Source organism: Amycolatopsis sp. CA-161197 (assembly GCF_050942255.1).
Taxonomy (GTDB): Bacteria; Actinomycetota; Actinomycetes; order Mycobacteriales; family Pseudonocardiaceae; genus Amycolatopsis.
In genome coordinates this window covers 5,675,404-5,693,393 of the sequence record NZ_CP192059.1, presented here as the reverse complement: position 1 = coordinate 5,693,393, position 17,990 = coordinate 5,675,404, and the positions used below count along the sequence as shown (strand labels likewise).

At 73.1% G+C, this 17,990-nt stretch carries 19 protein-coding genes and 1 tRNA gene; 11 read left to right on the top strand and 9 right to left on the bottom strand.

The window, feature by feature from the left end:
- Positions 1 to 47 precede the first annotated feature (47 nt).
- Positions 48 to 536 carry an SCO family protein gene (locus ACQPXB_RS26495; RefSeq protein WP_432844811.1) on the bottom strand — a complete coding sequence of 163 codons (489 nt, stop codon included), beginning with the start codon at positions 534 to 536 and terminating at the stop codon, positions 48 to 50.
- A gap of 104 nt (positions 537 to 640) precedes the next feature.
- Between ACQPXB_RS26495 and ACQPXB_RS26490 the strand changes: the two genes are divergently transcribed.
- From ACQPXB_RS26490 to ACQPXB_RS26480, 3 genes are all read left to right on the top strand, one after another.
- Complete coding sequence (locus ACQPXB_RS26490) at positions 641 to 1,093, top strand: hypothetical protein (protein WP_432844810.1); 453 nt, start codon at positions 641 to 643, stop codon at positions 1,091 to 1,093.
- A gap of 125 nt (positions 1,094 to 1,218) precedes the next feature.
- Positions 1,219 to 1,881 (top strand): TetR/AcrR family transcriptional regulator, encoded by a 663-nt coding sequence (locus ACQPXB_RS26485; RefSeq protein ID WP_386945228.1) that lies wholly within the window; start codon positions 1,219 to 1,221, stop codon positions 1,879 to 1,881.
- A gap of 67 nt (positions 1,882 to 1,948) precedes the next feature.
- Positions 1,949 to 3,181, top strand: coding sequence for a cytochrome P450 (locus tag ACQPXB_RS26480; protein WP_432844809.1), 1,233 nt, complete (start codon positions 1,949 to 1,951; stop codon positions 3,179 to 3,181).
- On the opposite strand, the gene ACQPXB_RS26475 is transcribed toward ACQPXB_RS26480, so the two are convergent.
- Entirely contained in the window at positions 3,171 to 3,731 is a 561-nt protein-coding gene (locus ACQPXB_RS26475) for a TetR/AcrR family transcriptional regulator (protein ID WP_386945232.1), read from the bottom strand. The genes ACQPXB_RS26480 and ACQPXB_RS26475 overlap by 11 nt on opposite strands.
- Before the next feature lie 111 nt (positions 3,732 to 3,842).
- Between ACQPXB_RS26475 and ACQPXB_RS26470 the strand changes: the two genes are divergently transcribed.
- From ACQPXB_RS26470 to ACQPXB_RS26455, 4 genes are all read left to right on the top strand, one after another.
- Positions 3,843 to 4,688: an SDR family NAD(P)-dependent oxidoreductase gene (locus tag ACQPXB_RS26470; RefSeq protein WP_386945234.1), complete on the top strand. Its 846-nt coding sequence runs from the start codon at positions 3,843 to 3,845 to the stop codon at positions 4,686 to 4,688.
- A gap of 107 nt (positions 4,689 to 4,795) precedes the next feature.
- Positions 4,796 to 5,182, top strand: a complete 387-nt coding sequence (locus ACQPXB_RS26465; protein ID WP_366576483.1) for a YciI family protein — start codon at positions 4,796 to 4,798, stop codon at positions 5,180 to 5,182.
- Positions 5,175 to 6,425 carry an RNA polymerase sigma factor gene (locus ACQPXB_RS26460; RefSeq protein ID WP_432856793.1) on the top strand — a complete coding sequence of 417 codons (1,251 nt, stop codon included), beginning with the start codon at positions 5,175 to 5,177 and terminating at the stop codon, positions 6,423 to 6,425. Before ACQPXB_RS26465 ends, ACQPXB_RS26460 begins: the two co-directional genes overlap by 8 nt.
- Positions 6,422 to 7,291 (top strand): hypothetical protein, encoded by an 870-nt coding sequence (locus ACQPXB_RS26455; protein WP_432844808.1) that lies wholly within the window; start codon positions 6,422 to 6,424, stop codon positions 7,289 to 7,291. The genes ACQPXB_RS26460 and ACQPXB_RS26455 overlap by 4 nt, the downstream gene beginning before the upstream one ends.
- Positions 7,292 to 7,479: 188 nt before the next feature.
- Here ACQPXB_RS26455 and ACQPXB_RS26450 read toward each other — a convergent pair whose 3' ends face one another.
- Both ACQPXB_RS26450 and ACQPXB_RS26445 read right to left on the bottom strand, forming a co-directional pair.
- Entirely contained in the window at positions 7,480 to 8,067 is a 588-nt protein-coding gene (locus tag ACQPXB_RS26450) for a TIGR03086 family metal-binding protein (protein WP_432844807.1), read from the bottom strand.
- A 67-nt stretch (positions 8,068 to 8,134) separates the two neighbouring features.
- Positions 8,135 to 9,235 (bottom strand): calcium:proton antiporter, encoded by a 1,101-nt coding sequence (locus ACQPXB_RS26445; RefSeq protein WP_432844806.1) that lies wholly within the window; start codon positions 9,233 to 9,235, stop codon positions 8,135 to 8,137.
- Between the two features lie 201 nt (positions 9,236 to 9,436).
- On the opposite strand from ACQPXB_RS26445, the gene ACQPXB_RS26440 reads away from it, so the two are divergent.
- Positions 9,437 to 10,399, top strand: a complete 963-nt coding sequence (locus ACQPXB_RS26440) for a TIGR03557 family F420-dependent LLM class oxidoreductase (protein WP_432844805.1) — start codon at positions 9,437 to 9,439, stop codon at positions 10,397 to 10,399.
- A gap of 55 nt (positions 10,400 to 10,454) precedes the next feature.
- Complete coding sequence (locus tag ACQPXB_RS26435) at positions 10,455 to 11,576, top strand: NAD(P)-dependent malic enzyme (RefSeq protein WP_432844804.1); 1,122 nt, start codon at positions 10,455 to 10,457, stop codon at positions 11,574 to 11,576.
- Between the two features lie 108 nt (positions 11,577 to 11,684).
- On the opposite strand, the gene ACQPXB_RS26430 is transcribed toward ACQPXB_RS26435, so the two are convergent.
- From ACQPXB_RS26430 to selD, 5 genes are all read right to left on the bottom strand, one after another.
- Positions 11,685 to 12,779, bottom strand: coding sequence for a Vms1/Ankzf1 family peptidyl-tRNA hydrolase (locus ACQPXB_RS26430; protein ID WP_432844803.1), 1,095 nt, complete (start codon positions 12,777 to 12,779; stop codon positions 11,685 to 11,687).
- A 26-nt stretch (positions 12,780 to 12,805) separates the two neighbouring features.
- Entirely contained in the window at positions 12,806 to 14,596 is a 1,791-nt protein-coding gene (locus ACQPXB_RS26425) for a thiamine pyrophosphate-requiring protein (RefSeq protein WP_432844802.1), read from the bottom strand.
- A 67-nt stretch (positions 14,597 to 14,663) separates the two neighbouring features.
- Positions 14,664 to 14,978 carry a DUF3618 domain-containing protein gene (locus tag ACQPXB_RS26420; RefSeq protein WP_366576467.1) on the bottom strand — a complete coding sequence of 105 codons (315 nt, stop codon included), beginning with the start codon at positions 14,976 to 14,978 and terminating at the stop codon, positions 14,664 to 14,666.
- Entirely contained in the window at positions 14,975 to 15,388 is a 414-nt protein-coding gene (locus tag ACQPXB_RS26415; RefSeq protein ID WP_366576465.1) for a phage holin family protein, read from the bottom strand. The genes ACQPXB_RS26420 and ACQPXB_RS26415 overlap by 4 nt, the downstream gene beginning before the upstream one ends.
- Positions 15,389 to 15,534: 146 nt before the next feature.
- Positions 15,535 to 16,536, bottom strand: coding sequence for a selenide, water dikinase SelD (gene selD, locus ACQPXB_RS26410; RefSeq protein WP_432844801.1), 1,002 nt, complete (start codon positions 16,534 to 16,536; stop codon positions 15,535 to 15,537).
- 54 nt (positions 16,537 to 16,590) lie between these two features.
- On the opposite strand from selD, the gene ACQPXB_RS26405 reads away from it, so the two are divergent.
- A tRNA-Sec gene (locus ACQPXB_RS26405) sits at positions 16,591 to 16,682 on the top strand.
- A gap of 15 nt (positions 16,683 to 16,697) precedes the next feature.
- Positions 16,698 to 17,987 (top strand): L-seryl-tRNA(Sec) selenium transferase, encoded by a 1,290-nt coding sequence (gene selA, locus ACQPXB_RS26400; protein WP_386945245.1) that lies wholly within the window; start codon positions 16,698 to 16,700, stop codon positions 17,985 to 17,987.
- Positions 17,988 to 17,990: the final 3 nt, after the last annotated feature.

Below are 17,990 nucleotides of genomic sequence, written 5' to 3'. Positions count from 1 at the left end.
TCCCGGTTGCCGGGGCCTGTCCGCGAGGCGGCCCCGGCGACCGGTGTTCACGAGACGGCCGCCCGCAGGCGGTCGGTGAACGTCGCGTCGTCGAGCCCGTCGGTGAGGTGCGTCGCGTAGGCGCCGTCAGGATCGAGCACGTAGGTGATGGCCGTGTGCGGCACCGCGTAGCCGTCGGGGTCCTCGGGATCGTCCTTGCGGCGCGCGAAAACCCGGAAGGCGCGCTTGGCCCGCTCGATCTGCTCGGGCGTGCCGGTGAGGCCGGTGAAGCGCGGGTGGTCGCCTTCGAGGTACGCGCGCATCACCTCGGCACTGTCGCGCTCCGGATCGACGGTGATGTACAGCGGCTGGATCTTGTCCGCCAGCGGCCCCAGCGCGGCCAACGCGGCGTCCAGGCGCCCGAGCGCCCGCGGGCACACCATGCGGCAGTGGGTGAAGCCGAAGAAGACCGTGACCCACTTGCCCCGGTAGTCCCGCTCGGTCACGGCCCTGCCGTGGTGGTCGACGAGACTGAAGGTGGCGTCGATCGGCGTCACGCCGGGTCCTCCCTGTCGCTCCGGGTGGGTCTTCGGCCAGGCACTCGATGGTCAGCGTAGTGGGGTTCAGGCCCCGGCGTGAGGGGGCCACTTATTCTGCGCAGGTGACGGATTCTTCTGTGGCCGAGCAGCGCCGGGACACGATGCTCCGCGCGTCGGGCCTTGTTGTGGTGAAGACGAGCACGCTCGCCGATGGCCCGCAGCCCAGGGACGCGTGGCGTCCGGTCGTCAGTGGTCACGCTGTTCCGACGGCGACGGTTGCCTTTGGTTCCGGCGAGGACTATGTGAGTGAAGTCGATCGCAAGTGGGAGTCCATTGCGGAGGATCGCGGGATTTTCGGGAACGACGGAGAATTTTTGATCAGTGTCGGGGGCGGTGGGCTGGGAATCCTGGCCTGGGCTCAGGTCAGGCGCGTGGGAAGCGTTTCCCTCGCGCGCAATCTTGACGTGGGTCCCGAGGAGCCGGAATTCGTGGCCATGTCGCTGGACAGGCGGACCGTATGCGGCGTGACAGCCGAGGAATACGACATGTGGATCGTCGCCGTCGATCTGTCTTGAATCGTGGGGCCGCGAGCTCGGCCGTGCGAAGCGATGTCGTCAGATCAAGTCAAGCACTTGACTTAACTCGCGAAGATCCGGTTGACTGATCACGAACCGCAGGCACGACGCGGGGAGGAGCAACCGTGGCCGGAGTGATCGGGAAGGCGGTCCGCGCCGAGGCGACGCGGGAGCGGATCCTCGCCACGGCCGAGCGGCTGTTCGCCGAGCACGGCGTGTACGCGGTGTCGAACCGGCAGATCAGCGAGGCCGCGGGGCAGGGCAACAACGCGGCCGTGGGCTACCACTTCGGTACGAAAGCCGACCTCGTGCGCGCGATCGCCCGCAAGCACGCCGGGGGCATCGAGGAGATCCGGACGCGCATGGTCGCGCGGGTTCCCGAGGACGCCGGCGTGCGCGACTGGGTCGAGTGCCTGGTGCGGCCGGTCACCGATCACCTGGCCGCCCTGCGCGCGCCGACGTGGTTCGCGCGCTTCGCCGCGCAGGTGATGACCGACCCGGCGCTGCGCGGGATCATGATCGAGGAGGCGCTGAGCGCGCCGGCGCTGCACCGCATCCTCCACGGCCTCGACACCTGCCTGCCCCACCTCAGTCCCGCCGCCCGCGCCGAGCGCGACGCCATGGCGCGCCTGCTGATGGTCCACACCTGCGCCGAACGCGAACGCGCGCTCGCCGAAGCCGGCCCCACTCCGCGCCCCGACTGGCCCACCGCCGGCACGGGCCTCGTCGACGCCATCGTCGGCCTCTGGCTCGCCCCTGCCACGGTGCCGGCACCCGATGCCCGCTGACGTCACACCGAAGCGGGCCACCGTCCACTTCAGACCGACAACCACCCACCCCGCCGCGGAGGAACGCATGACGAGCACGCTGGACCAGGCCACCCCGGGCGCCGACGAGGTGCCCGAGTTCCCGATGGCCCGGGCGGCCGGGTGCCCGTTCGACCCGCCGCCGCGGGCGCGTGAGTTGCAGGAGGCCGGGCCGCTGGCGCGGGTGCGGCTGTGGGACGGCAGCACGCCGTGGCTGGTGACGCGGTACGCGGACCAACGGGCGCTGCTGGCGGACGCCCGGGTGAGCGCCGACATCACGCGGCCCGGCTACCCGAGCCCCGCGCTGTTGCCGCCGGGCGGGTCGGCGATCAGTTTCATCCTGATGGACAACCCGGAGCACGCGCGGTTGCGCCGGATGGTGACGGCGCCGTTCACGGTGCGGCGGATCGAGGCGCTGCGCCCTGCGGTGCAGAAGATCGTGGACGACTCGCTCGACGCGATGCTCGCCGGGCCGAACCCGGTGGACCTCGTGGAGGCGTTCGCGCTGCCGGTGCCCTCGCTGGTGATCTGCGAGCTGCTCGGCGTGCCCTACCGCGACCACGACTTCTTCCAGACCAACAGCAAGGTCATCATCAAGCGCGACGCCGACCCGGCCGAACGCGCCGCCGGGCACCGCGCGCTGCTGGGGTACCTCGACGACCTCATGGGGGAGAAGCTCGCCCGCCGGCAGGACGACCTGCTGTCCGGGCTCGCCGACCGCGTCGAGGCCGGCGAGCTCACGCGCGCCGAGGCCGCGCAGATGGGTGTGCTGCTGCTGATCGCGGGCCACGAGACCACGGCCAACATGATCGCGCTCGGCACGCTGACGCTGCTGCGCCACCCGGACCAGCTCGCCCTGGTCCGCGAGACCGACGACCCGGCCGTGATCGCCGGCGCGGTCGAGGAACTGTTGCGCTACCTCACGATCACGCACAACGGCCGCCGCCGCGTGGCGATCGAGGACATCGAGATCGCCGGTGAGACGATCCGCGCGGGCGAAGGCCTGATCATGGCCAACGACATCGCCAACCGCGACGAGAGCGTGTTCCCGGACCCCGACGGGCTCGACGTGCGCCGTCCTGACTCGCGCCGCCACGTGGCGTTCGGCTTCGGCGTGCACCAGTGCCTCGGGCAGCCGCTCGCGCGCGTGGAGCTGCAGGTCGTCTACAACACGCTCTACCGGCGCGTCCCCACGCTCGCCCTCGCGGCGGACCTGGACGAGATTCCCTTCAAGCACAACGGTTCCGTGTACGGCGTGTACGAGCTGCCCGTCACGTGGTGATGCGGAGCCCCTCCAGCACGACGTCGAGGTAGGGCTCGGCGGTGCGGCCCGTCGCCGGGTCCTTCGGCAGAGCGCCGACGAGGGTGAGCACCTGAGTCGCCGTCACGTCGGGCCGCACGTGGCCCTCGGCGCGGGCGCGGTCGAGCAACGCGGCGAAGCTCGCCTTCATCGGCGCGCACGTGGTGGCGACCGGGGAGCCGTCGTCGGCCAGCCCGTCGCCGACGTGCCCGCTCAGGCCCGGGTACTCGGTCGCGGCGCGGTCGTAGAGCCGCAGCCACTCCGGGAGCCGGGCGGCGCCGTCGGGCGCGTCGAGCAGTTCGCGGGCGCGCGCGTCGAGCAGGTCCGCGCTGTCGCGCATGATCGCGGCGAACACGTGCTCGCGCGACGGGAAATGCCGGTACAGCGTGCCGCGGCCGACTCCCGCTTCCTGCGCGACGACCTCCAGCGGCGCGTCGGTGCCCAGGCGCGCGAAGACGTCTTTCGCAGCTTCGAGGAGCACGTCGTAGTTGCGGCGCGCATCGGCGCGCCGGGGTTTCGCGGGACCGGTCACGTCCCGAGTGTATCCGGACGCGGTGTCCGCTATCACCGTGACAACCGGACGCGGTGTCCATATCGTCGGTGACAGGAAACGGACACGACGTCCGGATGGAGAGGAGATCCCATGGCTCCCGTGATCGCCGTGGTCACCGGCGCGAGCCGCGGCGCCGGCAAGGGCATCGCCCTGGCGCTGGGCGCGACCGGCGCCACCGTCTACGTCACCGGCCGCAGCGCGAACCCCGGCGACTCGCCCCACGGCGGCACGGTCGCCGACACCGCGGCCCTGATCGACGAAGCCGGCGGCACCGGCGTGCCCGTGGTCGTGGACCACGCCGACGACGAGGCCGTCGCCGCGCTGTTCGCCCGCGTCGCCCGGGAGCGCGGCCGGCTCGACATCCTCGTGAACAACGCCGCGAAGGTCGCCGAGCCGATGCGGCCCGGCGGGTTCTGGGCCAACCCGGTCGAGGCGGCCGACCTGATCACCGTCGGCCTGCGTTCGCATTTCGTCGCCGCCCACCACGCCGCGCCGCTACTGCTGGCCAACGGCCGCGGCCTGATCGTCCACACCGGTCACTACGGCGCCGTCTCCTACCACCAGGGCCCGGCCTACGGCGCGCAGAAGGCGGGCGCGGACAAGATGGCGGCCGACATGGCTAAAGACCTGCGTCCGCACCACGTCGCGGCCGTGTCGATCTGGATGGGCGGCCTGCGCACCGAACGCGCCGAGGCCCACCTCGCGACACTCCCGCCGGCCGCCCGGACCGGCCTGCGCGAGTCGCCGCAGTTCACCGGCCGCGTGATCGCCGCGCTCTACGCGTCGCCCGACCTGATGGGCTACTCGGGCCGCACGCTCATCGGCGCCGAGCTCGGCGCCCGGCTCGGGGTCACCGACGTGGACGGCACGGTTCCGCTCAGCCGGCGCGACGAGCTCGGCGCGCCTCCCGAGCCGCACCCGTCGCTGCTGGGCTGAACCGGGCCGGAGAAACTTTTCGCCCCACTCGCCGCGCCGTGTCGAGTTACGGTCGGGCTGTTCGTCATCCTCTTCGGACGAGCTGGACCAGATGAGGCGGAGGACCTGTGCAGTACATGTTGCTGATCTACAACTGCGTACGCCCCGAACCGGGCGATCCCGGGTTCGAAGAGGCGGTGGCACGGGTGAACGCGTTCGCCGACGAGTGCCGGCGCCGCGGCGTGTGGGTGGAGGGCAAGCCGCTGCAGCCGGAGGCGACGGCGACGACCGTGAGCGTGCGGGACGGGCGCACGTTGATCACCGACGGCCCGTTCGCGGAGACCCACGAGCACCTCGGCGGGTTCTACCTGTTCGACTGCCGCAACCTCGACGAGGCTCTCGAGCTCGCCGCACTGTGCCCGATGGCGGAGGAAGGCTCGATCGAGGTGCGGCCGGTCGTCGGGATCCCGGGTGTGGGCCACGCGCCGCTCGACGTGGCGGCCCCTGCTGAGTGAGCCGGCCGCCGCCGCGGTGGAGCGGGTCTACCGCGCGGACCGCGCGCGGATGCTCGCCGCGCTGATCCGCGTGCTCGGCGACTTCGAGCTCGCGGAGGACGCGTTGCAGGAGGCGTGCGCGCTCGCCCTGCGCAAGTGGGCCGCCGTGCCCGACGACCCGGTCGCGTGGCTGCTCACGGCGGCGCGCAACAACGCGATCGACCGGCTGCGGCGCGCCCGGCTGGGCCGGGAGAAGCTCGCGGCGATCGGGGCCGAGGTCCAGGAGGTGCCGATGACCGACTTCTCCGATCGGCGCCTGCTCGACGTGGGCGACGAACGGCTGAGCCTGATCTTCACCTGCTGCCACCCGGCGCTCGCCGAGCCGGCGCGCGTCGCGCTGACGCTGCAGGCCGTGGTCGGGCTGACGGCCGGGCAGATCGCCCGGACGTTCCTCATCGGCGAAGCGACGCTCGCGCAGCGGCTGGTCCGGGCCAAACGCAAGATCCGCGATGCCGGCATCACGCTGGAAGTCCCGCCGGATCACCTGCTGCCCGAACGGCTCGCCGGAGTGCTCGCCGTGGTGTACCTGATCTTCACCCAGGGCTACACCGCCGCGGCCGGCTCGCCCGAGCACACCACGCTGCGGCGGGAGGCGATCCGGCTCGCCCAGCTCGTGGCCACGCTGATGCCGGACGAACCGGAGGCGCTCGGCCTCGTCGCCGCGCTGCTGCTGCACGATTCGCGCGCGGCGGCGCGGCACAGCCCGACCGGTGACGTGGTGCTGCTGGAAGATCAGGACCGGACGCGGTGGGATCGCGGCGAGATCGCCGAAGCCCTGGGGCTGCTGGACCGCGCGCTGCGCCACGGCGAGCCCGGGCCGTACCAGGTGCAGGCCGCGATCGCCGCGCTGCACGCGCAGGCGCCCTCGGCCGAGCTCACCGACTGGGCGGGCATCGCGGGCCTGTACGCGCGGCTGCTGGAGCTCACGCCTTCGCCCGTCGTGGCGCTGAACCACGCCGTCGCGGTGGCGATGGCGCAGGGCGCGGCCGACGGGCTCGCGCTGATCGACCGCATCGACGGGCTCGGTCAGTACCACCTGATGCACGCGGCGCGCGCCGACCTGCTGCGCCGCCTCGACCGCCGCGATGAGGCGGCCACCGCCTACCGGCGCGCCCACGAGCTCGCCCACACGCCGGCGGACCGGCGGTTCCTCGCCCGCCGCCTGCACGACCTCGACGCACGCACCCCTGGGGAGGCACCGTGAGACTGTCCATTCTGGAGCGCGGCCACCGCCGCCGCGCGAAGCTGTTCCTGTCGGCCACGTCCGCGATGTCCCGCGTGGACAGTCCCGACATCGTGCGGACGCTGCTGTACCGGCCGGAGTTCATGACCCGTGCGCTGCTGGACCACACGGCGCCGGCCATGCGCGGCCCGTCGTCGTGGACGGCCGGCGAGCGCGAGTACCTGGCGATGGGCACGGCGAAGCTGCACGAGTGCCCGTTCTGCATCGTCACCCACGCGGAGCTCACGCGCATCGCCGGCGACGGTGAGGTGGACCCGGACGAACCGGCGTCCGCCCGCCCGGAACTGCGGGCGGTGCGCGCCTTTCTCGACACCGTTTCGCGGCCGGGCGGCGAGCCCGACGCGTCGCTGGTAGCCGACGTGCCCGCGCCGGAGGTGCTGGAGGCGCTGCGCGTGAACCTCGTGTGGGACGTGGTCAACCGCCTGGCCAACGCGTTCGGCTTCGAGCTGCGCGACGGCCAATTGGAGAGCGGCACCCAGGCGCTGCACCGCTTCGGCTACCGCTTCCCCGGTTTCCTGCTCTCCGGCGGTCCGAAGACCGACCACGGCGACGTCGTCGAAAACCTCCGCCACGTGGTGGTCGAAGCGCGCGGTGTCACCGACCGGGCTCTGCGCGCGACGCTCGTCGCCGGCGACCCGGTGGCCGAGCCGTGGCAGACCTACGCCGACACCGTCCGCGCCGCGTCCTACCGCGTGACCGATGCCGACGTCGCCGCCCTGCTGGCCGCGGGCCACAGCGAGGACGAGGTCTTCGAGGTCACGGTCGCGGCCGCGGTCGGGGCCGCACTGGCGGCGTTCGACCGGGGCCGCAAGGCGCTCGGGACATGACCCCGGCACGACCTCGAGGACCGGGGTCGGGCCCGCCGCGTCAGGAGAGGGGAACCCAGAGCGCGGTGATCGGCGCGCTCGGTCCGGTCGTGCCCGCTTGCCGGCCGTTCCTGCCGGGTTACTGCCACCCGCCGGAATCGGACGAAGCCGGTGGGTGTGTCCACACCGGACACACCCACCGGCGCACGTCACGCGGCGACCGGCTCCCAGGCCGCCCGGCCGAGGAAGGCCAGCAGCCGCGTCTGGTCGTCCGAGCCGGCCGGCGGGGTGAGCTCCGGGCCGAAGAAGCCGGGGGCGCGCACGGCGTGCGCGCGGGCCCAGTCGAAGGCGACCGCGACCGTGGCCGGGTCGAGGTGCACGGCGGCGCCCAGGGCGTGGCCGATGTCCCACGTGTGGGCGACCAGGTCGGTGGTCAGCAGGCTCACCACCGCGGCGACCGGCACGTCGCCGAGGCCCGGGATCGTGGTGGTCCGCGTGAGCGCTTCGGGGGTCAGCGCGGCGAGGCAGGCCGTGCGGGCGGTCCGCCAGGTCGTGAGCGGGTCGTCGCCCGCGACCGGCGCGGGGTGGGGCGAACCCGGTGCACCCGAGCGGTCGGCGTAGTCCTCGCCGGCGGCCCAGGCGCGCAGCTGGTGCTGGCCCCAGACCGCGTGGCCCGCGAGGTCGCGCACCGACCACCCGGGGCACGTCGAGCGCGCGTCCCAGCGCTCGGCCGGCACCGCGGCGAGCACCGCGTCGAACCCGTCCTGCGCCTGCCGGTACAACGCCAAAGTGTCCATCGTCCGTCCTTTCCACGAGGTCCTTGCACCCCGAGGACGAACGGGCCTGGCCCGGCTCGACAGCGGTCTACGGACTGGCGGCGAGGAACACGAAAGCCGCGAGCAGCACGAGGTGGACGCCGCCCTGCAGGCGCGTCGCGCGGCCCGGCACCACGGTGAGGCCGCCGACCACGACGGTGATCACCAGCAGCACGATCTGCGTGGCGTCCAGGCCCAGCAGCAGCGGCCCGCTGAGCCAGATCGACGCGAGCGCGATCGCCGGGATCGTGAGGCCGATGCTGGCCATCGCCGAACCCAGCGCGAGGTTCAGGCTCACCTGCACGCGGTTGCGCCGCGCGGCGTTGGTGGCGGCAAGCGTCTCGGGCAGGAGCACGAGCAGCGCGATCACCACGCCGACGAACGGCTGCGGGAACCCCAGCGCCGCCACACCGGCCTCGATCGCCGGGGACTCCACTTTGGCCAGCCCGACCACCGCCACGAGCGCCACCAGCAGCAGCCCGAGACTGAACAACGCGGTGCGCGTGGTCGTCGGCTTCGCGTGCGAATCCTCCTCGACCACCGCGCCGGCGTCGTCGATCGGCAGGAAGAAGTCGCGGTGGCGCACGGTCTGCGTGACCACGAAAAGCCCGTAGAGGATCAGCGACGCGATCGCGGCGAACCCCAGCTGCGCGGGGGAGAACTCGGGGCCGCGGCGGGAAGTGGTGAACGTGGGCAGGACGAGGCTGAGGGTGGCGAGCGTCGCGACGGTGGCCAGCGCGGAGCCGGTGCCCTCGGCGTTGAACACCGTCGTCTTGCGCCGCCACGCGCCCACCAGCAGCGAGAGGCCGAGGATGCCGTTGCACGTGATCATCACGGCCGCGAACACCGTGTCCCGCGCGAGCGAAGCCGTTTTCGGGCCGCCCGAGACCATGAGCGTGACGATGAGCGCCACCTCGATCACCGTGACGGCCACCGCGAGCACGAGCGATCCGAACGGCTCGCCGACGCGGTGCGCCACCACTTCCGCGTGGTGCACCGCCGCCAGCACCGCGGCCGCCAGCACCACCGCGACGAGGATCACCGGCACCGTCCCGAGCACCCGCCCCCACGTCACCGCCAGCACCACCACCGCGACCGCCGGGGCGATCGTCGTCCAGCGCAACCAGGGAGAACCCGTCCGGGAAGCCATGCCCCGCAGCTTCGCAGATCAGACCGCCAAGCGCCCCCGGACCGCGCCGCGCCGGGTGACGGCGAACCGGGAGATCCGCTCCTGGCTGGAGCTGCCGAAGCCGTGACGGCCGGTTTCGCGCGGCGCGGGGTGGGCAACCCCGGCGGCGGAAGGGCGGACCGGCGGCGGTTCGCCACGACGCGACCGAGCGGGGGACACCGCATGCGCATCGGCTACACGTTGATGACCGAGCAGGCCGGGCCGAAGGAACTGGTCGCCCACGCGGCCGGGGCGGAGCGGGCGGGCTTCGACTTCGAGGTCTGCAGCGACCACTACTCGCCCTGGCTCGCGGAGCAGGGACACGCGCCGTATGCGTGGAGCGTGCTCGGCGCGGTGAGCCAGGTGACCGAACGGGTGGACCTGATGACGTTCGTGACCTGCCCGACGATGCGGTACCACCCGGCCGTCGTCGCGCAGAAGGCGGCGACGATCCAGCTGCTGTCCGACGACCGGTTCACCCTCGGCCTCGGCGCGGGGGAGAATCTCAACGAGCACGTCGCCGGGCAGGGCTGGCCGCCGGTGAACGTGCGCCACGACCTGCTCGCCGAGGCCGTGCAGATCATCGGCGGCCTGTTCGACGGCGGGTCGTTCAGCTACGAGGGCAAGCACTTCCGGGTGGACTCCGCGAAGCTCTGGGACCTCTCGCCGACGCGCGTGCCGATCGGGATCGCCGTGTCCGGCAAGCAGTCCGTGCACCGGTTCGCGCCGCAGGCGGACGTCATGATCGCGGTCGAGCCCGACCCGGCACTGTGCGGCGAGTGGGACGCCACCCACCTCGGCCCGCCGACGCGCAAGGTCGCCCAGCTGCCCGTGTGCTGGGATCCGGATCGCGGCGCGGCCGTGCGGCGGGCACACGACCAGTTCCGCTGGTTCAGCGGCGGGTGGAAGGTCAACTCGGAGCTGCCGGGGCCGGCCGGGTTCGCCGGTGCGACGCAGTTCGTGCGTCAGGACGACGTCGCCGCGGGGATCCCGTGCGGTCCGGAGGTGGGGCCGATCCGGGAAGCGGTGCGGCAGTTCGCGGATTCGGGGTTTACGGATCTGGCGCTGATCCAGATCGGGGGCGACCGGCAGGAGGAGTTCCTGGCGTTCTCGGAGAAGGAGCTGTTGCCGGCTCTGCGCGAGTAGGCGGCGGTGAAAAACCGGCCGATTTCCCGGTGGCCGCACGGGGTATCCGGCGCGCATGAGCCATAGCCGTGGAAAAGTGGAGGTCTCGGCCCGGGTCCGCCTCGACGGACCCGAGGACCTGGCGAAGGAGTACACGCCCGGGGTCGCCGAGGTGGCCGAGCGGGTGGCCGACGACCCGTCCGCGCTGATGCGCGAGACGGTGAAGGCCAACGCGGTCGCGATCGTGTCCGACGGCTCGGCGCTGCTCGGCCTCGGCGACCGCGGGCCGGCCGCCGCGCTGCCGGTGATGGAGGGCAAAGCGGCGCTGCTGAAGCGGTTCGCCGACGTCGACGCCTGGCCGATCTGCCCGGTCAGCCGGGACCCGGACGACCTGGTGCGCACCGTGAAGGACCTCGCGACCTCGTTCGGCGCGATCAACCTCGAGGACATCGCCGCGCCGAGGTGCTTCACCGTCGAGCGCCGCCTGCACGACGAGCTCGACATCCCCGTCTTCCACGACGACCAGCACGGCACCGCGGTCGTCGTGCTCGCGGCGCTGCACAACGCGATGAAGCTGACCGACCGCGAGGCCGCCGGCACGTCCGTGGTGATCTCCGGAGCGGGCGCGGCGGGCAGCGCCACGGCGCGGCTGCTGCGCGAGGCCGGCTACGAGCGCATCGTGGTGTGCGACAGCCAAGGCGTGCTGCACCCCGGCCGTGACCTCGTCGGCGAGAAACGCTGGCTCGCCGAGAACACCAACCGCGACGGGACCGTCGAAGGCAGCCTGCGCGACGCGCTCTCGGGCGCCGACGTCTTCATCGGCGTCAGCGCGGGCGGTCTGCTCGGCGAAGACGGCATAGCCGCGATGGCCGACCGCGCGATCGTGTTCGCGCTGGCCAACCCGGACCCCGAGATCGATCCGGACCTCGCGGGCAAACACGCGGAGATCGTCGCGACCGGGCGCAGCGACCACCCGAACCAGATCAACAACGTGCTGGTGTTCCCGGGCGTCTTCCGCGGCCTGCTGGACTCCGGCGCGCCCCGCGTCACGAGCCGCATGCTGCTCGCCGCGGCCCGCGCCCTCGCCGATGTCGTCGCCGACGACCTCACCCCGCAGCGGATCGTGCCCACGGTTTTCGACGACGGTGTGGTGGACGCCGTGGCGGGCGCGGTGATGGAGGCCGCGAAGGAGGATTGAGAGGAGGCCGGCCGGCACGTGGTGTCCGGCCGGCCCGTTGTGCTGCCCGGTGTCCGGGCGGTGCGGGCACACCCCGCCGCCTGCCCGCACCGCCCGGAGGTCAGGGGGTCACGGGTGCCGCAGCAGGGCGGCGAACCCGCCCGGCAGGTCGAGTCGTTCGTCCATCACCACGACGTCGGCGCCGACGGCTACAGCGGCGTACGGGAGGGCCTCGTCGGCGCGGTGTGGTGCGGGTTCGGTCGCGCCGAGAGCGGCCAGCCGCGGCGCGGCGACGCCGACCTGGGTGGGCTCGGGGCCGGTCAGGACCTCGGCGTCGCCGGGGTCGCCGACGAGCAGGGTGGCGACGTTGGACTCGGACAGCGCCGCGGTGACGGCCTCCAGGCCGCTGACGGCGAGGCCGGATCCGCGGCCGGTCTCGGCGCGGAAGCGGTCGGCGAGGTCGTCCAGCTCGCGAAGGTGGCGGCCGGCCAGCAGTTCGTGGACGTGCTCGTCCAGCTCGGCGCGGTCGGCGCCGGCCGCGCGGCCCCCGGCGTCGGTCTCCTCGGCGATCGCGCGCACGGGCTCCGGCAGCAGGCCCAGCAGCTCGGCGCGGGCCTGCACCTCGCCGGCCAGCACGACCAGGCGGGCATCGGTGCGTTCGACCGTCTTGGCCACGGCCGTCGCGACGTCCTCGAGGTTGTGCCGCACGGCTTCCTCCGTGCGGTGCTGCAGGTCCCGGTGCGCCGAGCCGCCGGTGCGGGCCTTGTGCACGTCGTCCTCGGCGCCCTGCACGGTGTCGTCGCGCACCGTGCCGCCGCGGTGGTGCACCTCGACGTCCGCGCCGTGGCGGTCGACGAGCACCACCACGTACTCGGGCGCGTCGTCGGCGTGGGTCACCACCGGCAGGAAGTACGGCAGGTCCGAATACCGCGCCTCCTGCGCGGTGGGCGGCGCGGCGAGCCGGCGGTCGGCCACGATCTCGCCGTGCGCGGCGATCAGGCTCCGGCCGGCCGGCCCGACGGGCGGGGGAGTGGCTTCGACCGCGGCGACGATCGCGTCGACCGTCTCCGGATCGGCGTCCTGTTCGGACAGCGCCGCCTTGATCTCCCTGAGCCGCAGCTCGAGCTGTTTCGCGGCGTCCTCCGTGTCGTGTGACTGGTCGAAGTGGACCGAGGCGAACGGTCCGGTCGTGGTCGTCAGGGGACGCAGGTCGTGGGTGTCCACAAGGGACTCCTTTCTGGTGCGCGGAATCAGGTGCGCGTCGGCAGGAGCTCCTGGACCTTCGTCTTGAGGCCCTGGGCGACGAGGTGCCACGCGTCCGGGTCACCCCTGAGCACCGCTTCGGTCATGGACTTGATCTGCTCGAACGTGGCGTGCGGCGGGATCGGCGGGACCTCCGGATCGCACCGCACGTCGAGCACGGTGGGGACGTCGGCGTCGAGCGCCGTCGTCCAGGCGTCGCCGAGCCGCTCGGGGTCGTCGACCGCGATGCCGCCCAGCCCGATGCCGCGGGCGAAGTCCGCATAGGACACTTCGGGCAGCGACTGCGAGGGCTCGAACTTGGGCGCGCCGCCCATCGCCCGCAGCTCCCAGGTGACCTGGTTGAGGTCACCGTTGTGGAAGACGCAGATCACGCAGCGCTGGTCGGGCCAGAGCTCGCGGTAGCGCGCGAGGGTGAGCAGCTCGGCCATGCCGTTCATCTGCATGGCCCCGTCGCCCACGAGCGCGACGACCGGGCGGTCGGGGTGTGCGAACTTGGCGCCGATCGCGTACGGCACGCTCGGGCCCATCGTCGCCAGCGTCCCCGAGAGCGAGCCGCGCATCCGGCCGCGCATGCGCAGGTTGCGGGCGTACCAGTTGGCGGTCGAGCCGGCGTCGGCGGTGACGATGGCGTCTTCCGGGATCCGCTCGGACAGCTCGTGGACGATCCGCATCGGGTTGATCGGGTCCGCCGCCAGCATGGCCTGGCGGGTGACGGTGTCCGTCCAGTCGGCCACGTTCTTCTCGATCCGCTCCCGCCACCCGCGTTCGGTCTTGCGTTCCAGCAACGGGATGAGCTGTGCCAACGTGGACTTGGCGTCGCCGAGGAGGGTGACCTCGGTGGGGTAGCGCAGGCCAAGGAACCGCGCGTCGAGGTCGATCTGCACGGCACGCGCCTGCTCGAACGGCGGCAGGAACTGGCTGTACGGGAAGCCGGAGCCGATGATCAGCAGCGTGTCGCAGTCGTTCATGAGCTCGTAGCTCGGACGCGTGCCCAAAAGGCCGATCGCGCCGGTGACGTACGGCAGGTCGTCGGGCAGCACGTCCTTGCCCAGCAATGCTTTCGCCACTCCGGCGCCCGTCAGCTCGGCGACCTCGCGGACCTCGGTCACGGCGTTGCGCGCACCCTGGCCGACCAGGATCGCGACCTTCTCACCGGCGTTGAGCACCTCCGCCGCCCGCGTCAGCTCCTCGGCCGGCGGCACGACCTTCGCGCGCGGGTGGCCGGGCGGGCTGGAGGGCACGTGCTTGAACGCGTGCTCGGGCGGCGAGTACGGCAGCTCCTGGACGTCCGCCGGGATGATCAGGGCCGTGGGGGCGCGCTGCGCGAGCGCGGTGCGGATGGCGCGGTCGAGCGCGTTGGGCAGCTGCTCGGGCACGTTGACCTCGACGAGGTACTCGCTCGCGACGTCCTTGAACAGCGACTGCAGGTCGACTTCCTGCTGGTAGCTGCCGCCCATCGCGCTGCGCGCGGTCTGGCCGACGATCGCCACCACGGGCACGTGGTCGAGCTTGGCGTCGTAGAGGCCGTTGAGCAGGTGGATCGCGCCGGGCCCGGAGGTCGCCGCGCACACGCCGACTCGTTCGCTGAACTTCGCGTAGCCGACGGCCTCGAACGCCGCCATCTCCTCGTGTCGTGCCTGCACGAACCGCGGCTCGTTCCCGGCGGTGCCGAACGCGGTGACGAGGCCGTTGATGCCGTCCCCGGGATAGCCGAACACCTGCTCGACGTCCCATTCGCGCAGCCTCTGCACCACGTAGTCCGCAACGGTTGTGGTCATGCCGCCCGGGTACCGCCGGGCGGCGGCGGGCAAACATCCGTGGCGCGCCTGAACGACAACGCGCCGGTCAGTGTTCGTCGTGCGAGCGCCGGCGCAGGATGAGCCGCAGCACGACGATCAGGCCGAGCACGCTCGCGAACACCGGCACCGGGTTGGCGCGCACGGTTTCGGCGCCCTGGCGGAACTTCTTGGCCGTCGGTTCGCCGACGACCGTGCCGACCTTCGCCTCGGCCTGGTCGAGCCGGTCGTCGAGGCCCTGCTTGATCTTCGGGCGCACGTCGAGCTTCTGCTCGAGGGTCTCCAGCGTCTGCGCCAGCTCGGCGCGCGTGGCGTCGCGGTCGATGCGGACCTCGTCCGGGGTCTCGGGGAACTCGCGGTTCACGAGCGCACCTCCTGCCGCACGACCTCGACGTCCTCGCGGACGCCTTCGATGGCTTCCCGCGGCACCGGCGGTGTCGCGTTCTTGATCTGCGTGCGCCCGACCAGCGCCGAAATGCCGGCGACCACGAACAACACACCCGCGACGACCAGCGCCGACGCCCATCCCGGCAGCACCAGCGCGAGCGCCATGATCGCGGCGGCCACCAGCGCCCCCGCACCGAACAACGCGACGAGCCCCGCGGCGCCGAACAACCCGGCACCCACACCCATCCTCGTGCTCTTCTGCTTCAGCTCCAGAACCCCGAGCCGGACCTCGTCGCGCACCAGCCGTTTCACCTGGTCGCCGAGGTCGGCGACGAGCTCGCCGAACGAGCGTTCCTTCGGTGGAATCGGCTGCACCTCTTCGGTCACCACCGCACCTCCATCGTCACGTCACGGTCCGGCGCGGGCCGCCGGGTGGTCCCCGGGTTCCCGCTCCCGCGTCCGCTCAACCTTCGGCGGGCGCGGTTCGCTTCGGCCACTGTCCACTTCGGCCGGTCGGCGGGGCGAGCGCCGGATCAGCCGACGACGACGGTGTGCTCGCCGGCCGCCACGAGCTCGCCGATCACCGGGTAGCCCGGGACCTCGCCGGCGATCAGGAGGCCGCCCGAGGTCTGGGCGTCGGCCAGGAGCAAGGCCTCGTCCTCGGGGATACGGGAAAGGTCGGTGTGGGGGCGGACCCAGTCGAGGTTGCGGCGCGTCCCGCCGCTGACGTGGCCGGCGGCGAGGGCCTCGCGGGCGCCGTCGAGGTACGGGACGGCGGCCGGGTCGAGGCGGGCGGTGACGTGGCTGGCGCGGGCGAGCTTGTGCAGGTGGCCGAGCAGTCCGAAGCCGGTGACGTCGGTCGCGCAGGTGACACCGGCGGCCAGGGCGGCGCGGGAGGCGTCGGCGTTGAGCGTGGTCATGGTGGCGATGGCGTGGTCGAAGCGTTCACCGGTGGCCTTGTGGCGCGAGTTGAGCACGCCGATGCCGAGCGGTTTCGTGAGGGTGAGGGGCACGCCCGGACGGCCGGAGTCGTTGCGCAGCAGGCGGTCCGGGTCGGCGATGCCGGTCACGGCGAGGCCGTACTTCGGCTCGGGGTCATCGACGCTGTGCCCGCCCGCGAGGTGGCAGCCGGCCGGTCCGCAGACGTCGAGGCCGCCGCGCAGGACCTCCGTGGCGAGCTCGAACGGCAGCACCCCGCGCGGCCAGCAGAGCAGGTTCACGGCGACCACGGGGGTGCCGCCCATCGCGTACACGTCGGACAGGGCGTTGGCGGCGGCGATGCGGCCCCAGTCGTACGGGTCGTCGACGACGGGGGTGAAAAAGTCGGTCGTGGCGATGAGGGCCGTGCCGCCGGAGATGCGCACGGCGGCCGCGTCGTCGCCGTCGTCGAGGCCGACCAGCAGCTCGCCGGGCGGGTCGGCGGGCGACTTGCCGGTCAGGCCGCGGACCACGTCCTCGAGCTCGCCGGGCGGGATCTTGCACGCACAACCGCCGCCGTGCGCGTACTGCGTCAGCCGGTGTTCCACGCGCCCCATCGTGCCCGGGCTGCGGACGCGGCGCGACCTTGGCAGGATGGCGGGATGCTCCAGGGAGGCGTCTCCGGCCTGGTGGCCGGCGCGGTCTTCAAAACCGTCGGGCGGCAGACGCTGTCGCCGGCGGGTTCGATTCCCGTCCGCCTCCGCCGGGAGCGCCGCGGGTGACCGATCCGCGCCGGGCCGTGCCCCGCACCGACGCGCTGCTCGCCGACCCCCGCATCGCGAAGGCCGCCGAGCCGCTCGGTCGTGAGCTGGTGAAGTCCGTCGTGACCGCCGCGCAACAACGGATCCGCGAAGGCCTGATCCCGCCCGAGACGATCGTGGACGACGTCCTCGCCCACTTGCCCGGGCACGCCACTTCGCTGCGGCCCGTCGTCAACGCCACCGGCGTTGTCGTGCACACCAACCTCGGCCGGGCGCCGTTGTCACCGGCGGCGGTGGACGCGGTCGCCGCGGCCGCGGGAGCCACGGACGTCGAGTTCGACCTCGCCACGGGCCGGCGCGCCCGCCGGGGCCGCGGTGCGCTCGCGGCCCTGGCCGACGCCGTCCCGGCCGCCGGCGGCGTGCACGTGGTGAACAACAACGCCGCCGCGCTGCTGCTGTGCGCCCTCGCGCTCGCGCCGGGCCGCGAGATCGTGGTCAGCCGCGGTGAGCTGGTCGAGATCGGCGACGGCTTCCGGATCCCCGACCTGCTGGCCTCGACCGGCTCGCGGCTGCGCGAGGTCGGGACGACGAACCGCACGCACCTCGCCGACTACGCCGCCGCGCTCGGCCCCGGAACCGGATTCGTGCTCAAGGTCCACCCGTCCAACTACCGCGTCACCGGCTTCACGGCGGAAGCCTCCGTGGCGGACCTGGCCGGGCTCGGGGTGCCGCTGGTCGTGGACATCGGCTCGGGGCTGCTCGCGCCGCACCCGCTGCTGCCGGACGAACCCGACGCGGCCACGGTCCTGGCCCAGGGCGCGCACCTGGTGACCGCGAGTGGCGACAAGCTCCTCGGCGGCCCGCAGGCCGGCCTCCTGCTCGGCGACGCGGCGCTGGTGGAGCGGCTGCGCCGGCACCCGGCGGCGCGGGCGCTGCGCGTGGACAAGCTGACGCTGGCGGCACTCGAGGCGACCTTGCGCGGCCCGCTGCCCCCGGTGCGGGAAGCGCTGCGGATCCCGCTGCCGGAGTTGCGCGGCCGTGCGGAGGAGCTGTGCGCGACGCTGCGTGCGGCCGGAGTCGACGCCGAGGTCGTCGAGTCGACCGTTGCCGTCGGGGGCGGGGGCGCGCCCGGGGTCGAGCTGCCGAGCGTGGCCGTCGCGTTGCCCGCGCCCTACGCCGAGGCGCTGCGGGCCGGGCAGCCACCCGTCGTCGGCCGCGTGGTCCGCGACCGCTGCCTGCTGGACCTGCGGACCGTCCCGCCCGGCGACGACGCCACGATCGCGGCCGCGGTGCTGGGGTCCGGGTGATCC

Excerpts from the sequence above, each read along its gene's own strand:
- ACQPXB_RS26480 (WP_432844809.1), top strand. The coding sequence starts at position 1,949 with ATGACGAGCACGCTGGACCAGGCCACCCCGGGCGCCGACGAGGTGCCC.
- selD (WP_432844801.1), bottom strand. The coding sequence starts at position 16,536 with ATGGGGCGCGTGGAACACCGGCTGACGCAGTACGCGCACGGCGGCGGT.
- ACQPXB_RS26440 (WP_432844805.1), top strand. The coding sequence starts at position 9,437 with ATGCGCATCGGCTACACGTTGATGACCGAGCAGGCCGGGCCGAAGGAA.
- ACQPXB_RS26435 (WP_432844804.1), top strand. The coding sequence starts at position 10,455 with ATGAGCCATAGCCGTGGAAAAGTGGAGGTCTCGGCCCGGGTCCGCCTC.
- ACQPXB_RS26425 (WP_432844802.1), bottom strand. The coding sequence starts at position 14,596 with ATGACCACAACCGTTGCGGACTACGTGGTGCAGAGGCTGCGCGAATGG.
- ACQPXB_RS26445 (WP_432844806.1), bottom strand. The coding sequence starts at position 9,235 with ATGGCTTCCCGGACGGGTTCTCCCTGGTTGCGCTGGACGACGATCGCC.
- ACQPXB_RS26450 (WP_432844807.1), bottom strand. The coding sequence starts at position 8,067 with ATGGACACTTTGGCGTTGTACCGGCAGGCGCAGGACGGGTTCGACGCG.
- ACQPXB_RS26470 (WP_386945234.1), top strand. The coding sequence starts at position 3,843 with ATGGCTCCCGTGATCGCCGTGGTCACCGGCGCGAGCCGCGGCGCCGGC.